This window comes from Lacibacter sp. (assembly GCF_057361365.1).
Genome location: NZ_JBMQSG010000007.1, coordinates 248,322 through 267,992, shown reverse-complemented (window position 1 = coordinate 267,992; position 19,671 = coordinate 248,322). Strand labels below are relative to the sequence as shown.

Sequence of the window (19,671 nt, the reverse complement as noted above, 5' to 3'; positions counted from 1 at the left end):
CAATCTTAAGGAACCATGCCTCTTAAAAAAACAGATAACTTATGGATTGAGCTCGACTCAGTAGACAGCACCAACAACTATGCCATGGGGCTGATACATGAAGGACTGGCACAGCATGGTTTAACCATACGTACTGCCCATCAAACCAACGGGAAGGGACAAAGAGGAAAGGTTTGGGAAACAGAACCGGGTGCTAACCTGAGTTTTTCCATCATTGTAAAACCAGGATTGAATCTCACCCAGCATTTTCAATTGTTGGCGGCTACGGCTTTAGCTGTAAGGGATGAATTAGAAAAACTCGTGGGTGATGAAACAAAAATAAAATGGCCCAATGATCTCTATTGGCGTGACAGAAAGACAGGGGGCATCCTCATTGAAAACGTGGTTCGTGGCAGGCAATGGCAATGGGCCGTGATAGGCATTGGTATTAATGTGAATCAAACCAATTTCAAAGGATTGAAAAATCCGGTTTCCATAAAACAGATCACTGGCAAGGATGCGGATGTGCAGCAACTTGCCCGGCATATTCAAAAAACGGTTTTGAAAAAATGTGACCAGCTTCAGCAAAAGGGTTTTGACCCGATATTCAAACACTATAATCAGCAACTCTACAAACTCCGGCAGCCTGTTCGTTTAAAGAAAGCAAGCCGCACTCTTTCTACCCAAGTAAAAGGTGTAAATACTACCGGTCAGTTAGTAACCGGGAACGATGTGGAAGAATGCTTTGATTTTGGTGAAGTGGAATGGCTGATTTAAGATTTATTCTTTTTTTAAAGAGTTCATTTTTCTAAGACCTAACGGATGTTACCTTTGCGGCTCCCGTTTAATGATTATTGCTGTAACATAATGGGATCACAAACCATAAAAATAAACACATGAAAATTGCTGTAGCTAAAGGCGATGGAATAGGACCGGAAATAATGGAAGCTGTATTATCCATTTTTAATGCCAACAACGTGCCATTGGAATATGAAATGGTAGACATGGGTAAATGGGTATTTGATAAAGGATTCAACAACGGTATGACACCGGAAGCAAAACAAACCATTGAAGCGCTTGGACTTCTTTTTAAAGGTCCCATGGAAACGCCAAAAGGTAAAGGTGTAAAAAGCATTAACGTTACTGCTCGTAAAACCTGGAATACGTATGCTAATAAACGTGACTTTCAAACCTTACATGGTGTGGATACGGTGTTTAGTAAAGCAGGCATTCCCATAGACATTACCGTTGTTCGTGAAAATATTGAAGACACTTATGGTGGCATTGAACACATGCTTACGCATGATGTGGCGTTGAGCCGCAGGTTCATTACCCGCCCCGGAAGTATGCAGGTGATTCGTTACGCATTTGAAATGGCAAAGCAGAAAAATGCACGCCGCATTACCTGTGGTCATAAAGCAAACATCATGAAGATCACCGATGGTTTGTTTCTTGAATGCTTTTATGAAGTGGCAAAAGAATATCCAGAATTGAAAGCAGATGATATTATTGTAGATGACCTCTGTATGAAGTTGGTTACACGCCCCGACCTGTTTGATGTAGTTGTGCTTACCAATTTGCAAGGTGATATCGTAAGTGATCTTTGTGCAGGTTTGGTTGGTGGTTTAGGTTTTGCACCAAGTGCAAACATTGGCGATCATATTTCCATTTTTGAAGCAGTGCATGGCACAGCACCAGACATTGCCGGAAAAAATATTGCAAATCCTACAGCTTTATTGCTGAGTGGTTTGGCCATGCTTCGTCATGTGGGCTTAACTGAAAATGCTGGGTTAATTGAAAATGCATTATTGTACACTTTAGAGAATGGAATTCATACAGGTGATTTTGGAGATAAATCTATCCCAGCTGTAAACACCACGCAATTTGCTGAAGCCATCATCAACAATTTTGGAAAGAAACCTCAAAGCGGCGGGCGTGAAATTGTTCCTAATAAACCAGGCACCCCTACTCCATTGAAGTTGCAATCAAATTCAATGATGGTATCACATGAAGCCGAAGCCGAAACTATTGTTGGCGTTGATCTGTTTATTGAAAGCGATGAACAACCCACTGCTATTGCAGAAAAATGTCAACGACATGCAGGTGTTAAGTTTAAGTTGGTAAACATCAGCAACCGTGGTACACAGGTTTGGCCAACAGGTTCTGTGTACACTAACTTAGTAAACCAATACAATGTTCGTTTTGAAAGTATAGAAGATTACCCGTTGAATCAAACGGATGTTATTGGATTGTATGTAAGCATGAGCGGCAATTTCAAAATATGTTCATTTGAATTACTGAACATGTGGGGCGATAAAAAAGCGTACAGTTTGGCGCAAGGACAGTAATAACTAAAAATAAAAAGAGCCTCTACATTCAGAGGCTCTTTTCTTTTTCTCTTGCTTCTATTTCAAAAGGATTATTGTGGTAACCATATTTCATGCTGTACCATGTATACAGAAATAGAAATTTAACAATGCCAAGCCGTTTGTATTGCTCAATATGTGCCATTTCATGTTTTACCCATCGTGCATCCAGCAAAAAATCTTCCCTTTTTGTATTATGCAGGTAAATCGTTTTCCCAATCACCATGGCCACTTTATCTGCTTTTAATTTTTTTGCAGCGATGCGGGCGAGCAATGAATTTTCTTTGATCTGTAACATAAAAAAGTGCGCCTTGGTAGACGCACTTTAACGCAAACAGGGTCTTTCTTATTTTGTTAATTATTTGCAGCACCTGCATCGATCCAGCATATGATCGAATTTTTTTGTGCACTGGTTAAGGTCCCGGTCTTAGGCATTGCCCCACTTAATACGGCTGCACGTATTTGTGCTTTTGCAGCATTTATTTCAGCATAGGTTGTTAATTGTCCCGGGCCATTTGCAGAACCGGCAGCATGACAGGTTGGTATGGCGCAAGACGATGAAATGATAGGGGCAACATTTGCACTGAATTGTATTGCAGCACCCGTGCAGTTAGGCGTGTATGTACCACCGCCACCACCAGCTCCTCCACCATTACCACCGCCACCACCAGTGCCGGTTCCACCAGATTTTTTACATGAATAGATAAAACATACTGCTAACAGCATTGTACATGAAACAAGCCATTTCATAAAGGAGAATTTAAAAGTTATAACGCCTATGAATTAACTAACGTGAAATAAACCTAAGAGGTTGCCTCAGCAATATTTTCAATGTGAACCGCTGATCACAACCGGCAAGGGCTTTAATTAAATAATTGACTATGTTGCAGCCCTTATATTTTTTGGTAACCAGTTACATAATGAAATGAATCAACAACAAACCGTTACCCCAGTTTTACATAGCAAAGAGCATTTTTTAATTCTTGACGGTTTAAGAGGAATCGCTGCCATTGCTGTTGTGGTATTTCATTTTATGGAATGGATCATCACCGACTTCACGAAGAACTTTATTGCACATGGATTTCTTGCAGTTGATTTCTTTTTCTGTTTATCTGGATTTGTTATTGCGTATGCTTACGATAGCCGCATTGAAGAGATAGGCATAAAAAAGTTTTTCAAACTCAGGTTTATCCGCCTTCATCCAATGGTTGTGTTTGGATCAGTGTTGGGCTTGCTTGGTTTTTTTCTTGACCCGTTTGCTAATGAAGCGGCAGCAACTACCAGCGGTATGATTGCCTTGGTTTTTCTTAGCTCTATATTTCTTGTTCCGTTCCCCGTAATGGCTGACAGGAGTTTTAACCTGTTTAGCTTTAACGCACCGGCATGGTCGTTGTTTTGGGAATACATTGCCAACATTCTTTATGCACTCATCTTACGCAAACTCAGCAGAACGATCTTAATGATTCTGGCATTATTTGCAGCAGCAGGTATTGTAGTTATCTTATTACGTACAGGAAACTTGTTGGGCGGCTGGTCAAAAGGAACTTTCTGGGATGGCGGTGTACGTGTTGCATATTCATTCCTTGCAGGCATGCTCGTTTACCGTTCGAACTGGATCATAAAAAACAAGCTAGGCTTTGGTGGATTAACGATCTTGTTACTGCTTGCATTCATGATGCCGTTTGGTAGATGGAACTGGCTTACAGAATCATTTGCTGTGGTCGTTTATTTTCCGTTGATCGTTTCGCTGGGCGCTGGTACGCAATTGTCGGACAAAGTAAAAAGCATCTGCAAATTTTCAGGTGATATTTCTTACCCATTATACATGACACACTATGCATTCATCTGGATATTTGGCCATTATTATTACACAGCTAAACCGGGCACAACTGAAACAGGCATCATTGTAATATGCGGCACTTTGCTACTTGTTGCATTCAGCTATCTCGTCATGAAATTTTATGATACGCCTCTTCGAAAGTACTTGCACAAGAAACAGAATATATAATGAATTTATTTAACCGATGGTTGCAAAGTATCAAGTATCTGCTGTGTATGTTTCTTTGTTAGCACCCTTGTAACAACACCGGTGATGATTCCTTTTTCATCAATCACAAAACTTGTACGCACTAATCCATCATAGATTTTTCCCATGAATTGTTTTTTGCCCCAGACATCAAAGGTATTGATGACTGCATGATCTTCATCGGCAATTAAGCGATAAGGAAGGTTATATTTTGTTTCAAATTTTTTATGTTTCTCTACCCCATCTTCACTTACACCAATTAATTCAAAACCCATTTCTTTCAACAGGCTGTAATTATCACGCAGGTTGCATGCTTCCTGTGTGCAGCTTAACGTATCGTCTTCAGGATAAAAAAAGATGATGAGTTTTTTGCCTTTATACTCAGCAGAAGAAATTTTCTTTCCATCTTGGTCAACGCCTTTAAACGCCGGCGCCTTATCACCAACTTTTAATTTCGTTACATAATTTTTAAACGGTTCTTTCTTTACAGCTTTAGCAGGAATTTTTACCGTTGATTTTTTAGCAGCTGCTTTCTTCTTTGTTGCCATCCTATTTTTTTGATTGAAACATTCAAACCATTGATTTGTTCGATTGATGAATGCTCACTTTTATTTTCTTGTAAACCTGGTCACACGTTCTGATACATTTCCTGCTTCATCTTCAACGATGATTTTTAACTCATGTTCACCGGGCGCACAGTGCTCATCAACCTTATAACGAAACACAGGCCCAAGTCCGCTGAACATTATCCATTCGCCATCGAGCTCTGCACGAAAACTATAGATCGCTTTTTTATTATCAGCCACTGTGCAGGTAATGGTTGATCCTGCTCCAATAGTACCTCCTTCGACAACACCGCCTACTGCAATAGTTGGCGGCACTTCATCTACCTCGAGCCAAAACTCACCAAAGTCACGTGACTTTGCTTCGTACCAACCTTTCACAAACGCAGCACGTTCAACTACCATTTTACCTTTCGTGTTGTGGATCATGATCACACGGTTGCGTGCACTTGCAGGAATTTCTTTGTTTGGTTTAATGCGAAACATCATCGAATCATGCACTGGCACCAATGGCGAATGCATTACATGAATATTAGAATAAGCAGTCGCACTTGTTTTATAATTATAAATAAAACGGAACGCATCATAAAAACTTCTTTCGCTGCTCACCATCTGCACATCGGCCTGCTCAAAAATATTAATCTGGTTGGGAAGCATATACCTGCTGTCTTTCTGCAGGTTTGCAGCTGTTGTAGTAGATGCAGAACGTTTCAAACCAAAACGAAGAGTCGATGCATTGTTGTTTGCATCTTTCACCACAACTCTTATGGTATGTGTTGATGTATCGGAAAGATGAATTAATCCGTCGCCTTTTTTATAATAGATCGGTAAACGATCGCCGGGCAGTGGTGAAATATGTTGATAATAAGAACCGCCATTTGCTTTAATGCGATAATCGATATGTGCATTCAGGTAACGTGTTTGCAAATAATCAATGCCATCAACCTGGAAACCACTTACTGGTTCTTCATCAACAAATACAATTGCTTCAAAAATTCCATTGGCATTGGGCACGCCTGTAATACGATCGGTTGCCACAATAGCAAACGAAACAGCTTCGCTGTTAACTGTAAGTGTACCGCCTGCAATACTATAGCCACCGGCCGCACGGGTGAGCATCATTGTTTTTGGTGTTTGCTCATAAGTACTTTTTGTACGGTCGTAAACAGCAAGCTTGGTAATATCTGGTGGCGTTACATCATGCACACGATGAAAAAGTAATGCATTTAAACAGGCATCATCATCGGTACGACGTATTTCATAGTGCACATGTGGACCTGCTGATGCTCCCGTGTTACCACTGTATGCAAGGAACTGCCCTTTCTTTACAGGAAACTGATCCTTTTCAAATTCCACATCGCCTTTCCAACTTTGTTTTGCATATTGACCTTCTTTCATGGCCTGCAACACCTGTGTAGGAAATGTATTCATGTGGCAATACAAAGTTGTATATCCATTTGGATGATTGATATAAATAGCATTGCCAAAACCATTCGGGTCAACTTTTACTTTTGCGATCCATCCATCAGCAGGCACAATTACACGATGATTTTCCCTGCGTTCGGTAAACAGATCGAGCCCCATGTGGAAATGGTTAGGGCGCATCTCTCCAAAGTTGGCATTCAACTTCAACGCTATTTCCAACGGATAGCGGAAATAATTCGTGGGATAATTCTGATCGGGAAACAGCTGAGCCTGCGTAGATTGAAAAATGAAACCTGAAAAACAAAGAATAAGAAAGTGTTTAACCATGCGGCAAAAATAAGAAAGATGAAAGATTGACCGCCGATGATTATGTTAAGATAAAAGCCCTCACCATCCATCAAATTCTTTTTAACCGTTCTGTTTTCATTTTATCTTTAAAACTCCACAATAATTCAAGTATGAAGAAAATCTTTTTGTCGGTAATGATAGCTGCATGCTTCAGCGTTACCTCTTTTGCCCAGTCACCAACCTGGTTGCGTTACCCTTCCATTTCGCCCGATGGAAAAACAATCGTGTTCACTTACAAAGGCGATCTGTACAAAGTTGCAGCCAGCGGCGGCACGGCCAGTCCTTTAACCATGCACGATGCACACGACTTTATGCCGGTGTGGAGCAAGGATAGCAAGAGCATTGCTTTTGCCAGCGATCGTTATGGTAATTTTGATGTATTTGTAATTCCTGTTGAAGGTGGCGAAGCAAAACGCCTCACTTATCATTCATCTGCTGAATATCCTTACAGTTTCACCAACGATGGTAAAGCTGTGGTATTTGGCGGCGCAAGAATGGATTTGCCTACCAACCGTCAATTTCCTGCGGGCTATATGACAGAGCTATATAGCGTTTCTATTAATGGTGGAAGAGTTGCACAACTGTTTACCACGCCTGCTGAAGATGTAAAGTTCAGCAAGGATGGCAGCAAACTCATTTATCATAACAAAGTGGGTGGTGAAAATATCTGGCGCAAACATCACACATCTGCAGTAACAAGAGATATTGTTGTTTATGATTTCAAAAACAATACGCATAAGCAGATTACTTCCTTTAACGGTGAAGACAGAAGTCCCGTGTTTACTCAAGATGAAAGTGGTTTTTATTACCTGAGTGAAGAAAGCGGATCGTTCAATATTCATAAGATGAATGTGAGCGGCGGTAAATCGGAAAAACTTTCATCGTATAAAAAACATCCTGTCCGTTTCCTCAGCAGCAGTAACGATGGTTTGCTTTGTTACAGTTATGATGGCGGCATTTATACCATGAAGCCCGGATCATCGGCACAAAAAATAAGCGTGAACATTTTAGCTGATGTACGCAATAACAGGGAGCAGGTTTATCGTGTGGCCACAGGCGGCGGTATGAGTCTTTCATCAAACGGAAAAGAAATTGCATTTGTTTATCGTGGTGAAGTGTTTGTAACAAGTGTTGAAGGTGGTATCACCAAACGTATAACTAATACACCCGAAGCTGAAACAAGTGTACAATTTGCACCCGATGGTAAAAGCATTATCTATTGCAGCGAACGTGATGGCAAGTGGAGTATTTATGAAACAAGAATGGAACGAAAAGAAGAACCGTATTTCTATGCATCAACAGTGTTGAAAGAAAAGCCTGTTCTTGAAAATAAAAATACCAACACACAACCTTCTTATTCTCCCGACGGAAAAGAAATTGCGTTCATTGAAAACCGTAATCAACTCCGCATTTACAATATTGCCTCAAAACAAAGCCGTACCATTTTAACAGGTGATCATTTGTTTGCATGGACCGAAAATGATCAGTATTTCCAATGGAGCCCCGATGGTAAATGGTTGTTGTTTGATTATGCAATGCCCGGTAGTGCTGTTGGCGAAGTGGGTATTGTAAGTGCCGATGGCAAGAAGGTTGAAAACCTTACAAAAAGCGGTTTTGGCGACTACAATGCTAAATGGATCAATGGAGGCAAAGCGATGTTATGGTTCAGCAACCGTGATGGTTTGCGTGGAGCAGCAATGGCAGGTGGTTCACAATCCGATGCATATGCAATGTTCTTTACACAAGATGCATTCGATCGTTTTAAACTGAGTAAAGAAGATGCAGCGTTGTTGAAAGAAACTGAAGAGAACAAAACAAAAGCAGATACAAGCAAAAAGAAAACGCCTGCAAAAGACAGCGTAATAATTGAATGGGATGGTTTAACTGAACGTAAAGCAAAACTCACCATTCATTCTTCGGCAATGGGCGATGCATTGGTGAGTAAGGATGGTGAAACACTTTATTACCTTGCCCGCTTTGAACGTGGTATGAATTTATGGACCACGAACCTGCGCACTCGGGAAACAAGAATGTTGTTGCCGTTGAACGCAGGTTTCGCCAACATGGTGTGGGATAAAGATCAAAAAAATATTTTCCTGAATACTGATGGTGGATTTGTAAAGATAGATCCCGTAAGTACAAAACAGGATCGTATCAGCATCAATGGCGAAATGATGGTAGATGGTTTGAAAGAACGTGCTTACCAGTTTGATCATGTTTGGCGAAGAACGAAAAATACATTCTACACGCAATCATTCCATGGTATTGATTGGGATAGCTACAGGCCTGATTACGAAAAACATTTACCTGATATTGGTAACAACTATGAAATGGCTGAGTTACTGAGCGAGTTGCTTGGTGAATTAAATGTGAGCCATAGTGGTGCTGCATATGGTGGCGCTCCTAACCCGAATGCTGATGCTACTGCTGCACTGGGCATCTTCTACGATTTTACACATAAAGGAAATGGTATTAAAATTCTTGAAGTGATTAAAGATGGTCCGCTCGATAAATCGGGCATGAACGTAAAAGCAGGAAGCATCATTGAATCAATTGATGGCGAGATCATCACACCCGATAAAGATATTGCACAATACCTCAACCGTAAAGCCGGTAAAAATACATTGGTAGTGTTAGTTGAAGGAAATACAAAACGTGAACTCATCATTAAACCTATTTCACTGGGCGAAGAAAATCGTTTGTTATATGCACGTTGGGTAAAACGCAATGTTGATGAAGTAGATAAAATGAGTAACGGCACATTGGGCTATGTACACATTCCCGGCATGAACGATGGTGCGTTCCGTACAACTTATGAAGATATCATGGGTAGACATTTCCAGAAAAAAGGAATTGTGGTTGACACCCGTAACAATGGTGGTGGTGATCTTGTTGCTGATTTGGCGATGTTCCTGAGTGGTAAAAAGTTTATGGACTATTCCACGGATACACGCAGCAATGGTTTTGAACCAAACTTCCGCTGGACCAAGCCAAGCATTTCATTGGCTAATGAAGGCAACTATAGTGATGGACATTGTTATGCTTACATGGTGAAAGAAGTGGGCGTGGGTAAACTGGTGGGTATGCCGGTGCCTGGCACCTGTTCATTTGCTGCATGGGAAGGTTTGATGGATACCGGCATCCGTTGGGGTGCGCCAACTGTTGGTTGTAAAGACAGCAATGGTAAGTATCTTGAAAATGCACAAACAGAACCCGACATTAAAGTGAAACCTGAAAATGAAAAAGTAAGTACGGGTAATGATCAGCAATTGGAAACAGCGGTGAAAGAATTGATGAAAGAAACTAAATAAGTACGAGCTAAGAAGTTAGATGTACGAAACAACGCCATTGCAATGCTTGCAGTGGCGTTGTTGTTTCTGTCAAATCAAAAACATAATATTGCGCCACAATCAAAACCATGCAACATCTCTGCCTTAACTGCAACACCCAGTACAACGGTCATTTCTGTAATAACTGTGGTCAAAAAGAAGTACATCGCTATTCCGTATCGCATGTATTTCATGAATTGGTGCATGTGTTCACTCATGCGGATAAAGGGATTTTTTCCTTCGCATGGAATATCATGAAGAAACCGGGTACTATTGCGCTTGACCTGGTAGAAGGAAGACGCAAACGCTATTTCAACTTATTTCAATACCTCCTGATTATTGTCGGTATCACTACTTTTCTTGTTTCACAAACGCACCTCATTGAAAAAACCCTTGTAACCATGAACAAGGCAAACAGTGCTGCCATACAGGGTTCAGAGCTTGTGAAGGTGCAACAATCAGTGGCAGCTTTTCTTCAGAAATACAATAACATATTTCAACTGGTATTGATACCACTCTTTGCTTTTTTCAGTTGGTTATTTATGGGCAAACGCAGAAAAAGAAACTATGCTGAGAATATTGTCCTTCATGCTGCCAGCAGTGCGCAAAGCAATACGTTTGCAGTGTTTACAACGCTGCTTATGCTCATCAGTTCAAACAACAACTATTTTATCTCCTTATCCATTCTTTCGCTCTTTGTTATCCTGTTCAGCTTTGCCATCAGTTATAAACAGTTTTATGGGCTATCCTGGATCAAATCAATATTGTTTTCGCTTGCTGTATTTATTTGCTCATACATTATACAGTCGGTGCTTTCGGCTGTGATGATATTTATCTATTTACTGTTGAGATAAAAAAACTTCAGCCTGTAATTTTCCCCGAAGCAACTTATTCTTCGTCGTTAAACATATGCTTGCGGCTCCATGCAAATGAATTAACTTGAATGATTGATTGTTCGCTCAATCAGTTAAAAGTAACAATGCCTAACGGCAATAACCAGTTACCGGAATCAAAACATTTGCTTATGACAACGAACCGTAATGCAGCCATTGAAATGAACAGGGAAGAGTTCAAACAAATGGGCTATAAATTAATTGACAGCATAGCTGAATTCATCCATAGCATTGATCAAAAACCTGTCACCACAGGTGAAACACCTCAACAGATCCAACAACTATTAGGCACTGCTTCATTACCAGAGCAAGGAACAAATGCCTCTGCTTTACTTGAAAGAGCAGCTGAACTGATGATGAATCATTCACTGCTCAATGGACATCCGAAATTCATGGGTTATATCACGGCATCTGCTGCACCCATCGGAGCACTTGCAGATTTACTTGCAGCAAGCGTTAATCCGAATGTTGGTGCAAACATCCTGAGCCCAATGGCAACTGCTATTGAAAAACAAACGGTGAAATGGTTAGCGGAGCTGATTGGCGTTTCTCCAGCGTATGGCGGTGTGTTGGTGAGTGGTGGAAACATGGCCAACTTCACGGCTTTTCTTGCCGCACGCACAGCCAAGGCTCCTAAAAATTTAAAACAAGACGGTCTTGCAAAAGCCGGTGCAGATATGGTTTTGTATTGCCCGAAGACAACACATACATGGATTGAAAAAGCAGCTGTGTTATTTGGACATGGTATGAATGCAATCCGCTGGATAGCTACCGATGAAAATAATAAAATGAATAACGGTGTGTTGATTGAAACAATAGAAGCTGATCTGAAAAATGGCAAGAAACCATTTATGGTAGTAGGTACAGCAGGTGATGTAAGCACAGGTGTGGTAGATGATCTGAAAGGCATTGCCGTTATTTGCAAAAAATATGATCTATGGTTTCATATTGATGGAGCCTATGGTATACCTGCTGCCGTTATTCCTGAACAGAAAGATTTATTTGCCGGCATTGAAGATGCCGATTCGATTGCGCTTGATCCGCATAAATGGCTATACAGTCCATTGGAAGCAGGTTGCACATTGGTGAAAGACCCCAACCATTTGATTGATACCTACAGTTCACATCCTGTATATTATAATTTTGGAAATAATGATGAAGCACTCACACAAAACTTTTATGAGTATGGGTTGCAAAACTCACGGGGTTTCCGGGCGTTGAAAGTTTGGATGATGTTACAACAGGTGGGCCGCAGTGGTTATATTAAAATGATTGCAGATGATATTAAACTATCAAAGCTGATGTTTGATTTAGCCGGCCAACATCCCGAACTGGAAGCAGTAACACAAAACTTAAGTATCACTACACTTCGTTATGTTCCTTTAAACTTCGAGAATTACAGTGAAGTAACTGCTACGTATTTAAATAAACTGAATGAAGCATTACTGAACGATCTGCAACAAGGCGGAGAAGTATTCTTATCAAACGCTGTTATTGGAACTAAATATTGTTTACGTGGTTGCATTGTTAATTTCAGAACATCGGAAAAAGACATTCATGAAATTATTGAAATCATTGTGAAAGAAGGAAGAAAGATGCAGGCACAAATGAAAAATGAAGAACCAAGTATGCAACTTTAATAGTTCTTCATTTTCAATTATTACACACAACTATCTATTCAACTTTCATCCTGAACCTTTTTACCTGTTCTTTAATAATGCGTTCCACTTCTGATTCCAGTGTTGTAACAGTTGTGCCGTTGGTTTTATTTTTTTGATCATTAATAAACTGCTGACGTTGTTTATTTAAATCAACAATTTTTGTTTGAATAGCAACTCGTTCCTTGCGCTTTTCGGCAACAATCACTTTTAGTTCGGCTGTGGTTTTATTTTTCAAATCTTCCGGCAAGGTTTTCTTGTCGATCTTTTCCAATTCTTTTTCGTTCATGTCGGCCAGATCAACCAAATCCCATGTAGCATTATTATAAACTTTTGAATTGCTTTTTGTTTCTGCACGTTTAATAGCAGCTTTTTTACTCATCCCAGAATTCGCCACATCCATCTTTTGTTGTTTTTCATACAGCTCCTGCCCTCTTGATCCATAGCTGATATAAGTGCTGTTTAATTTTTCGTTGAGTTTAAAAATCTCATCATCAAAAGGCGTAGCAATATCTTCGATCTTATGATCCTGGTTAATGTTGCTGAAACTGCCATTACCACATTCGCCAACAAGATTCCAGTATTCAAGAATCCCCTGCTGACGATCGCCGCAATAAATGGTGTTAACGATCACCCCTTTGCTTTTCGCTTCGGAACACGCTTGCGTAAAACTTACATTTCCCTGCCGGAAACTTTCGTTACCCGCAATAAATACTACTTTATAAGAATCAGGATTAGGATCCCACTTCAACTGTTGAACCGATTTAAAAATAACATGACCGCAAAATTCATCGCCGCCATTGGTAGTTAAGGCAAACAGATTTTCTGAAAGCGAATCGAGATCGGTAATAAAATTATTGATCTGTTTAATATAACCGTTGCGCACATCGTTACGTGGACTTCCATATTCATACAACGCAATTTCAATTTTTGGATTGGCCTTGTTATCGCAATGCACACGCCCAAGCGTATTCACCATGGTCCAGAGTTGTGCTTTAGCCTGGTCGATCAAACCATCCATGCTGTTACTTACATCGAGCAGGATAGCAACCTGTATTTTTTGATCAGTAGTTGGTGGTGGAAGAATTTCTTTTTGCACCGGAACTGTTTGTGTTGGCTGCGTCGGAGGCAGAGTTTCTACAGGAATTTCCCGGGTTTTGGCAGAGGTTTGAGACTGAATTCTTTTTTGAGGACCGTTAAATGCTGACACGATCAGTACAGCCGACAGTACCACTGCCGCAGCCAGTAATGGTTTACGATAAGATTGCATAATGATGATTTTCCAGTTGGATGCATGGATTTACAAAAATGCACAAATGAAAAAAAGTGTTTGCATTGTTTTAACAGGAAAACGTTTTTCACTTCCAAATAAAAGGCCGCCCTTTTCTACGGGCGGCCTCACTTTATTCCTTCTATAAAATTATCGACGTATCAATTTTATGGCCTTGCTGTTTTTTCCTTGCTGCACCATCACGAAGTAAATACTCGGGGTATATTTATCGCCGAAACGAACCGTAGTGCCAGGCATTACATTTTCTTTTTGCTCTACTACCCTGCCCAGTTCATCAATCACCCGCATTAATATGCGTTCGTTGTTATTGCTGCTCTTCACGGTTAAGGTGAAGTAACTGTCGCTTGGGTTTGGTGCGGTTGTGACTTCGAAAGTGGGAGCCATTGTTATTACCTGTGGTTCTTCATCGGTGCGGGCTTTTGCAGTACCGCCAATCACAATTGTACTTCCGGAATTCACCACTGTGGTTGGATCAGCTGCCTCGGAAGCACCAGGCTGATTGTCGAAATAAACCTCGCCTGTATTCTTATTAAAGATCTTAAGCCTGATCTTATCATTATTGGTTTTGTCAATGGCGCCATCAATGACCGTCATAATGAAGTTGACACCACTCTGACCGTTTGTTATTTTGCCGGAACCTCTGAATTGTGCTTTCGCACCTGCAACTGACAGGTATTCGAAATTTAGTGCGTTAAATTCAAAATCCCCGTTTTTAAATTCCAATTGTGTTTCACCTTTCGGGTTTGTTGCTGTTTTGAAATAATTATTCTGGAAGCCATAGCTTACTTTACCGTTCGGAATATTGAAACTTCCTCCGCCAAATGTGTAGCCTCCATTGGGATCGTAGATTACTACAATTGCATCCACATCGCCATTGGTATTTGCATAACTAATAGTTCCATTCTGATCAATTACTTCCATACGCAGTTTGTATACGCCGGCCGCATTGAATTTATAACTACCGGCCACCGTTCCATTCTTCAAACCAGTTGGTTCAGCCATTACTTTACCCGTTACGTTTGTGCCATCAATTACCCAACGGGCTGTGTGCCTGTTGCCTTGTACATCCCAGAATGTGCCTGCAAAGTTTACGGTGCTACCAATCTTATACGATGAACCACTAATTGGTGCAGTGATATTGTGTGCAACCACGACATTGGTTGTTGACTGCGTTGCATTACCCGACGCATCTTTACACTCAACTGTTATGGTGTAGATTCTTCCGTTGCCTGAGCCCGCACGCTCTGCACGAAGATTGACGCTGTTGTTACCAGTGATTTCCCAATCGGGGCCTATATCGCCATCACCGGTTCCAGTAGATGCTTCGTTACTGCTAACACTGATGATCTTACAATTGGGAGTGCCACAATTATCGGTGCTTGCCGTTGTTAGTGTAACCGGTTTCATTTTATGGTTTGGAGGCCATAAGGATGAAGGGTTTGCTACAACACTTGTGATAAAAGGTTTGATCTTATCTTCAACGATGACATCTGCGGTAGCAGTTCCTTCGTTACCGTTTACATCTTTCACCGTTAAGGTTACAGTGTTGGAGCCCACATTTTCGCAGGTGAATTCTGTTTTACTTAATCTATACGATGCAATACCACAAGCATCGGTTGAATTGTTATTGATCTGTGCAGGACTTATACTAACTTTTCCATTTGCTGCAAGCTGAACCGTGATATTGTTTACATAAACAGTGGGTGCTGTTTTATCTTCTACTATTACGGTTGCTGTTTTACTTGCTTCATTTCCGTTTAGATCTTTTACGGTTAATGTTACTGTATTAGAACCAACATTTGCACAAGTGAATTCAGTTTTGCTTAAGCTGTACGATGCAATACCACAAGCATCGGTTGAATTATTATTGATCTGTGCAGGGGTTATACTTACTTTTCCATTTGCTGCAAGCTGCACTGTGATATTGTTTACATAAACAGTGGGTGCTGTTTTATCTTCTACCGTGATGGTTTGAGTGCAACTGAAAAATATAGCATTTATGTCGGTTACAGTGAACGTACGTTTAATAACCTGTTTAAGATTTGTACTTGAAGCATCCTGAACATCCTGATACAATATGGTTGCGGCAACACAAGCTCCCGGCGTAATACTGCCATTGGCCCTTATCAATTGTTGTTCGTTAATTTGAACCCATGTTGTACTGAAAGTGAGTCCTGTTTCAATTGCTATATCTTCCAGTTTACAACTATTGATTGACGAATTGCCTTGACAATTCAATTGTAGCAGTTTATTCAACGGATCTTTATCATCACAATCATTTGCGTTTATTGCGTAGCCAGTTGGCGTGCCGTTACCATAACATAACTGCACGGGTGTGCCTGTTCCTAAACCGTCTTTGTCGGCATCCACATAGAATGTACCTAAGCGCCATTGGGTTGGGTCGGACGGAGCACAATCCATCGTTCTTCCAATGAAGAAGGAGGCCAGCTTATAACCGTCCGGTTGGGTACATTGTCTTAATGATTCATTAGTGGGGTATCCATCGTTGTCCTCATCTTTCAACCACAATGTTTGAGGGTTAATCAACCCGTCATTATCATTGCAATCCAATGCCGGACTTCTCAGTTCAAAGCTTGATTTGTAGTAGCCGAAAGGTCGCCCTGTACAATTTTCGATTTTCGTACCATCAGTGAAACCATCATTGTCAAAGTCTTTGTACCAGACCTGGGGCTTGTCAGTCGGATCGAGATCATCACAATCGGGAAGCAGACTGATCAGTTCCGACGCAAGTTTACCTGAAGAATACAGGAAGGGTAAATACATAAATGACGGCTTATTACATTGAATATAAACCGGAGCGGCACGAGGATAACCATCGCCGTCAACATCGACATACCATTTTGTTTGAGGATTAATTTCGGGGTTGCCATCATCACAATCACCCAATGGCAACACATTGCTGAAATAATTTTCGCCGGGAGATATGCATGATATTGTGGAAGATGAAGCATATCCATCTTTATCGGCATCGAGGTACCAAACTGTTGGAAGTCCTTTTTCAACATCCGCATCATCACAATCGCCGGGTTGTTGATCTGCTTTTATTTTATACCCATTTCCTGGTGAAGAACATGCATTTATCGGTTCCCCGACGTAGTACCCGTCAGTATCATTATCTAATACCCATGTTTGCGATGTAGTAATACCAGCATCGCTATCATTGCAGTCAAGATTATTTTCTACAAAGCCAGGTTCTGCAGAAGTGCAGGTAGAGTTTTGACTAATTATATTCGGGTCACCAAATCCATCGCCATCGGCATCCTTGTAATAAGTGGGTACAACACATCCAGAGCAGTCTTTACCATCCCCGTCAATGTCATCGCAATTATTATCAATACCATCGCAGTTGACATCTATAGCCCCCGGATGAAAAGATGCATTCCCATCGTTGCAATCGCCTGGTTGCTGATTTATTTTCAATTTATAGCCTTTGCCTGGTGATGTGCAGGCGTTGACAGGTTCTTCCAAATAGTAGCCATCGTCATCAGCATCCAGCACCCATGTTTGCGAGGAGGTGATTGCTGCGTTAGTATCATCACAGTCGCCGCCCTTTGTTGCATAACCTACTCCGGGGTTTGAACAAAAAATCTCGCCTTGTCCGGCGCCATAGCCATCACCATCTGTATCGGGGTAATAGATTGAAGTTGGAGTAGAGCTTGTTGTAAGGGAGATGATTCCATTATTTACGTTTGTTCCGTTCTGTGAAGAAACAAGCTCCGCAATACTATTTGTATAACTTCCTGCACCAAACCCACCGTTTGCTATAGCGCCACCGTTCCCGCCACTGTAACCACCGCCTCCGCCGCCGCCATTGATACCGCTACCTCCTGCGCCAAAGCCGGCTCCGCCTTGTTTACCACCATTACAAACAGCTGCAATACCTCCATCGGCGCCGGCATCAAGTCCTTTGCCCCCAGCGCAATCAAACATTCCATCGCCCAACATACCTCCACCACCGCCCGAATAAGTTATACGTATAACTGTACCCGGTTCTCTACCTACCTCTTCTCCACGTTGCAGATAAAATACTGACTGTCCGCCAGCCGTATTTACTCCCGTATTTGCATTATTATTCTGAGCTATACCTGGTAAGCCATTTGAAGGAGTGGCATCATTTCCCGTGAATATCGTTGCAGCCCCTCCACCGCCTCCGGCCACTACCAGCACAACCCATTCAGATATAGAGGAGGCTTTGTACAACACAGCAGATCCTCCGCCTCCACCCTGCCCAAGATTTACTGGAGGTGCACCAAGAAGTTGTTGGGTGAGTGTAATTTTAGATGGCGTTGTCCCCACTATAAAACGGAGCGTTCCACCAGGTTTCAATGCCTGTTCACAATCGGCAGACACAGTAAACCGTGCACTTATTTTTGCACCCAACCCTCCATTTCCAGCAGCAGATTCAATATTGAATTTGGGATTAAATAGTCCAAAACTTCCGCCTTTTGCTCCTTGTACATTAACACTTACAGAAGTGACGTTTGCCGGTATTAAATAATCTTTGAAGCCCGGAATAACCGTTGAAACAGAAGTTGGCAATTGTGGCAGGGACGTATTAAAATCTTCATCCACCAACTCGTCGCAGTCATTATCAAAGTTGTCAAAAAGTTCGGGTGCTCCCGGGTGTATTGCATCGTTGCTATCATCACAGTCATCGGGTTGCTGCGAAGCTTTTACAACATATCCAGTTCCCGGTGACGAACAAGCTAATGTGGGGTCACCAACGTAATAACCATCATTGTCTGCATCTAATACCCAAAAAGCCCCCACTATAGAAGCATCATCGTCATTGCAATCGCCTTCAATTTTAGTTCCCCGTTCTACATACGCACTGTTTGGCGCCGAACATTGATAATAAACATCACCTACAAAATAGCCATCGTTATCCGCATCAATTACCCAATACCTACTTGTGCAACCTCCTCCGCCACCACCATTTTCACCGTCGGTTATCACAACTTGGCCTATGGGACCCACGTTCGATAAAGGCGTTGTGAATTTGCTACGGGTCAGGCTTGAAGTATTTATCCCGTTGCTAACCTGCCATTCGTAAGTGGCGCCTGCTTCCAGATTTTTTATTTTTACATATGCTTCGTTTGTGGTGAGAGTTCTTTCTTTTACTCCATTTTTAAATAAAGTGACCGTATAGGTTTTTGCAGTTGTTGATTTGCGCCAGCTAAGCGTTACTTGTTCTTTACTGATAGCGCTAACCCTCAGATCAGTTAGTGTATCAGAGGCGCTTTTTACCGAAGCTTCTCTAAAACCCCTTAAACTGTGGCGGGTGTGCATGCCTGCAATGACAAACAGGCCATTAAAGGCTAGCAGTAAAAGAAAAAAATGGCGGCTAGCGAAATTCCGGAGATGATTTGTAACGCAGTTTTGTTTGCCAGTGTACATACATTTAGGTTTGGTGATTATGAAATGTTGAGGGGTATGTTTACGCAGGGTGAAGAAATCAGTTTATCCTATCAGGCAGAGATTCTATTCTTTTTTCGAAAATGAAATACACGAGAAGGATAAGTAGCATGACAGTAATGATCAACAGAATAATTGTCCAATCCTTTTTTCTCATACATGCAGTTTCAAATGAAAAAATTTATGGCTGTAAGGTACCCGGTACAGCAAGGGCGTTGCAAGTATTTGAAGCGACAAAAGGCTGACAGGCAGCAGTACAAATTGCTGACATGGTACCGGACAGGAACCGGACAACGCACCGAAGCGCCTTTGATTTCAATTGCTTAGGAAAGTGCATGTAGAGGCAGACAGAGTTAG

At 41.4% G+C, this 19,671-nt stretch carries 12 protein-coding genes; 6 read left to right on the top strand and 6 right to left on the bottom strand.

Annotated features, from left to right (window positions below; genetic code table 11):
• The first annotated feature begins 15 nt into the window (after window positions 1-15).
• Both ACO1QW_RS05885 and ACO1QW_RS05880 read left to right on the top strand, forming a co-directional pair.
• Window positions 16-756 (top strand): biotin--[acetyl-CoA-carboxylase] ligase, encoded by a 741-nt coding sequence (locus ACO1QW_RS05885; RefSeq protein WP_486256600.1) that lies wholly within the window; start codon window positions 16-18, stop codon window positions 754-756.
• A gap of 119 nt (window positions 757-875) precedes the next feature.
• Window positions 876-2,327 (top strand): NADP-dependent isocitrate dehydrogenase, encoded by a 1,452-nt coding sequence (locus tag ACO1QW_RS05880; protein ID WP_486256598.1) that lies wholly within the window; start codon window positions 876-878, stop codon window positions 2,325-2,327.
• Window positions 2,328-2,355: 28 nt separating this feature from the next.
• Here ACO1QW_RS05880 and ACO1QW_RS05875 read toward each other — a convergent pair whose 3' ends face one another.
• Together ACO1QW_RS05875 and ACO1QW_RS05870 are read right to left on the bottom strand one after the other, a co-directional pair.
• Window positions 2,356-2,643: a DUF4157 domain-containing protein gene (locus ACO1QW_RS05875; protein ID WP_486256596.1), complete on the bottom strand. Its 288-nt coding sequence runs from the start codon at window positions 2,641-2,643 to the stop codon at window positions 2,356-2,358.
• A gap of 56 nt (window positions 2,644-2,699) precedes the next feature.
• Window positions 2,700-3,095: a hypothetical protein gene (locus ACO1QW_RS05870; protein ID WP_486256595.1), complete on the bottom strand. Its 396-nt coding sequence runs from the start codon at window positions 3,093-3,095 to the stop codon at window positions 2,700-2,702.
• Window positions 3,096-3,270: 175 nt separating this feature from the next.
• Between ACO1QW_RS05870 and ACO1QW_RS05865 the strand changes: the two genes are divergently transcribed.
• Entirely contained in the window at window positions 3,271-4,353 is a 1,083-nt protein-coding gene (locus tag ACO1QW_RS05865) for an acyltransferase family protein (RefSeq protein ID WP_486256593.1), read from the top strand.
• A gap of 5 nt (window positions 4,354-4,358) precedes the next feature.
• Here the strand turns inward: ACO1QW_RS05865 and bcp are convergent, their stop codons facing one another.
• Window positions 4,359-4,919: a thioredoxin-dependent thiol peroxidase gene (bcp, locus tag ACO1QW_RS05860; RefSeq protein ID WP_486256591.1), complete on the bottom strand. Its 561-nt coding sequence runs from the start codon at window positions 4,917-4,919 to the stop codon at window positions 4,359-4,361.
• 60 nt (window positions 4,920-4,979) lie between these two features.
• Window positions 4,980-6,686 (bottom strand): M23 family metallopeptidase, encoded by a 1,707-nt coding sequence (locus ACO1QW_RS05855; RefSeq protein WP_486256589.1) that lies wholly within the window; start codon window positions 6,684-6,686, stop codon window positions 4,980-4,982.
• 131 nt (window positions 6,687-6,817) lie between these two features.
• Here ACO1QW_RS05855 and ACO1QW_RS05850 point away from each other — a divergent pair, with 131 nt between their 5' ends.
• From ACO1QW_RS05850 to ACO1QW_RS05840, 3 genes are all read left to right on the top strand, one after another.
• A complete protein-coding gene (locus tag ACO1QW_RS05850; RefSeq protein ID WP_486256587.1) occupies window positions 6,818-10,018 on the top strand; it encodes a S41 family peptidase in 3,201 nt (1,066 codons plus the stop codon).
• Between the two features lie 107 nt (window positions 10,019-10,125).
• Window positions 10,126-10,890, top strand: coding sequence for a DUF3667 domain-containing protein (locus ACO1QW_RS05845; protein WP_486256585.1), 765 nt, complete (start codon window positions 10,126-10,128; stop codon window positions 10,888-10,890).
• Window positions 10,891-11,060: 170 nt separating this feature from the next.
• Window positions 11,061-12,569 (top strand): pyridoxal phosphate-dependent decarboxylase family protein, encoded by a 1,509-nt coding sequence (locus ACO1QW_RS05840; protein WP_486256583.1) that lies wholly within the window; start codon window positions 11,061-11,063, stop codon window positions 12,567-12,569.
• A gap of 34 nt (window positions 12,570-12,603) precedes the next feature.
• Here ACO1QW_RS05840 and ACO1QW_RS05835 read toward each other — a convergent pair whose 3' ends face one another.
• Window positions 12,604-13,857: a vWA domain-containing protein gene (locus ACO1QW_RS05835; RefSeq protein ID WP_486256581.1), complete on the bottom strand. Its 1,254-nt coding sequence runs from the start codon at window positions 13,855-13,857 to the stop codon at window positions 12,604-12,606.
• A 150-nt stretch (window positions 13,858-14,007) separates the two neighbouring features.
• Entirely contained in the window at window positions 14,008-19,296 is a 5,289-nt protein-coding gene (locus ACO1QW_RS05830; protein WP_486256580.1) for a MopE-related protein, read from the bottom strand.
• Window positions 19,297-19,671: the final 375 nt, after the last annotated feature.

Excerpts from the sequence above, each read along its gene's own strand:
- bcp (WP_486256591.1), bottom strand. The coding sequence starts at position 4,919 with ATGGCAACAAAGAAGAAAGCAGCTGCTAAAAAATCAACGGTAAAAATT.
- ACO1QW_RS05845 (WP_486256585.1), top strand. The coding sequence starts at position 10,126 with ATGCAACATCTCTGCCTTAACTGCAACACCCAGTACAACGGTCATTTC.
- ACO1QW_RS05875 (WP_486256596.1), bottom strand. The coding sequence starts at position 2,643 with ATGTTACAGATCAAAGAAAATTCATTGCTCGCCCGCATCGCTGCAAAA.
- ACO1QW_RS05850 (WP_486256587.1), top strand. The coding sequence starts at position 6,818 with ATGAAGAAAATCTTTTTGTCGGTAATGATAGCTGCATGCTTCAGCGTT.
- ACO1QW_RS05855 (WP_486256589.1), bottom strand. The coding sequence starts at position 6,686 with ATGGTTAAACACTTTCTTATTCTTTGTTTTTCAGGTTTCATTTTTCAA.
- ACO1QW_RS05885 (WP_486256600.1), top strand. The coding sequence starts at position 16 with ATGCCTCTTAAAAAAACAGATAACTTATGGATTGAGCTCGACTCAGTA.
- ACO1QW_RS05870 (WP_486256595.1), bottom strand. The coding sequence starts at position 3,095 with ATGAAATGGCTTGTTTCATGTACAATGCTGTTAGCAGTATGTTTTATC.
- ACO1QW_RS05835 (WP_486256581.1), bottom strand. The coding sequence starts at position 13,857 with ATGCAATCTTATCGTAAACCATTACTGGCTGCGGCAGTGGTACTGTCG.
- ACO1QW_RS05865 (WP_486256593.1), top strand. The coding sequence starts at position 3,271 with ATGAATCAACAACAAACCGTTACCCCAGTTTTACATAGCAAAGAGCAT.
- ACO1QW_RS05880 (WP_486256598.1), top strand. The coding sequence starts at position 876 with ATGAAAATTGCTGTAGCTAAAGGCGATGGAATAGGACCGGAAATAATG.
- ACO1QW_RS05840 (WP_486256583.1), top strand. The coding sequence starts at position 11,061 with ATGACAACGAACCGTAATGCAGCCATTGAAATGAACAGGGAAGAGTTC.
- ACO1QW_RS05830 (WP_486256580.1), bottom strand. The coding sequence starts at position 19,296 with ATGTACACTGGCAAACAAAACTGCGTTACAAATCATCTCCGGAATTTC.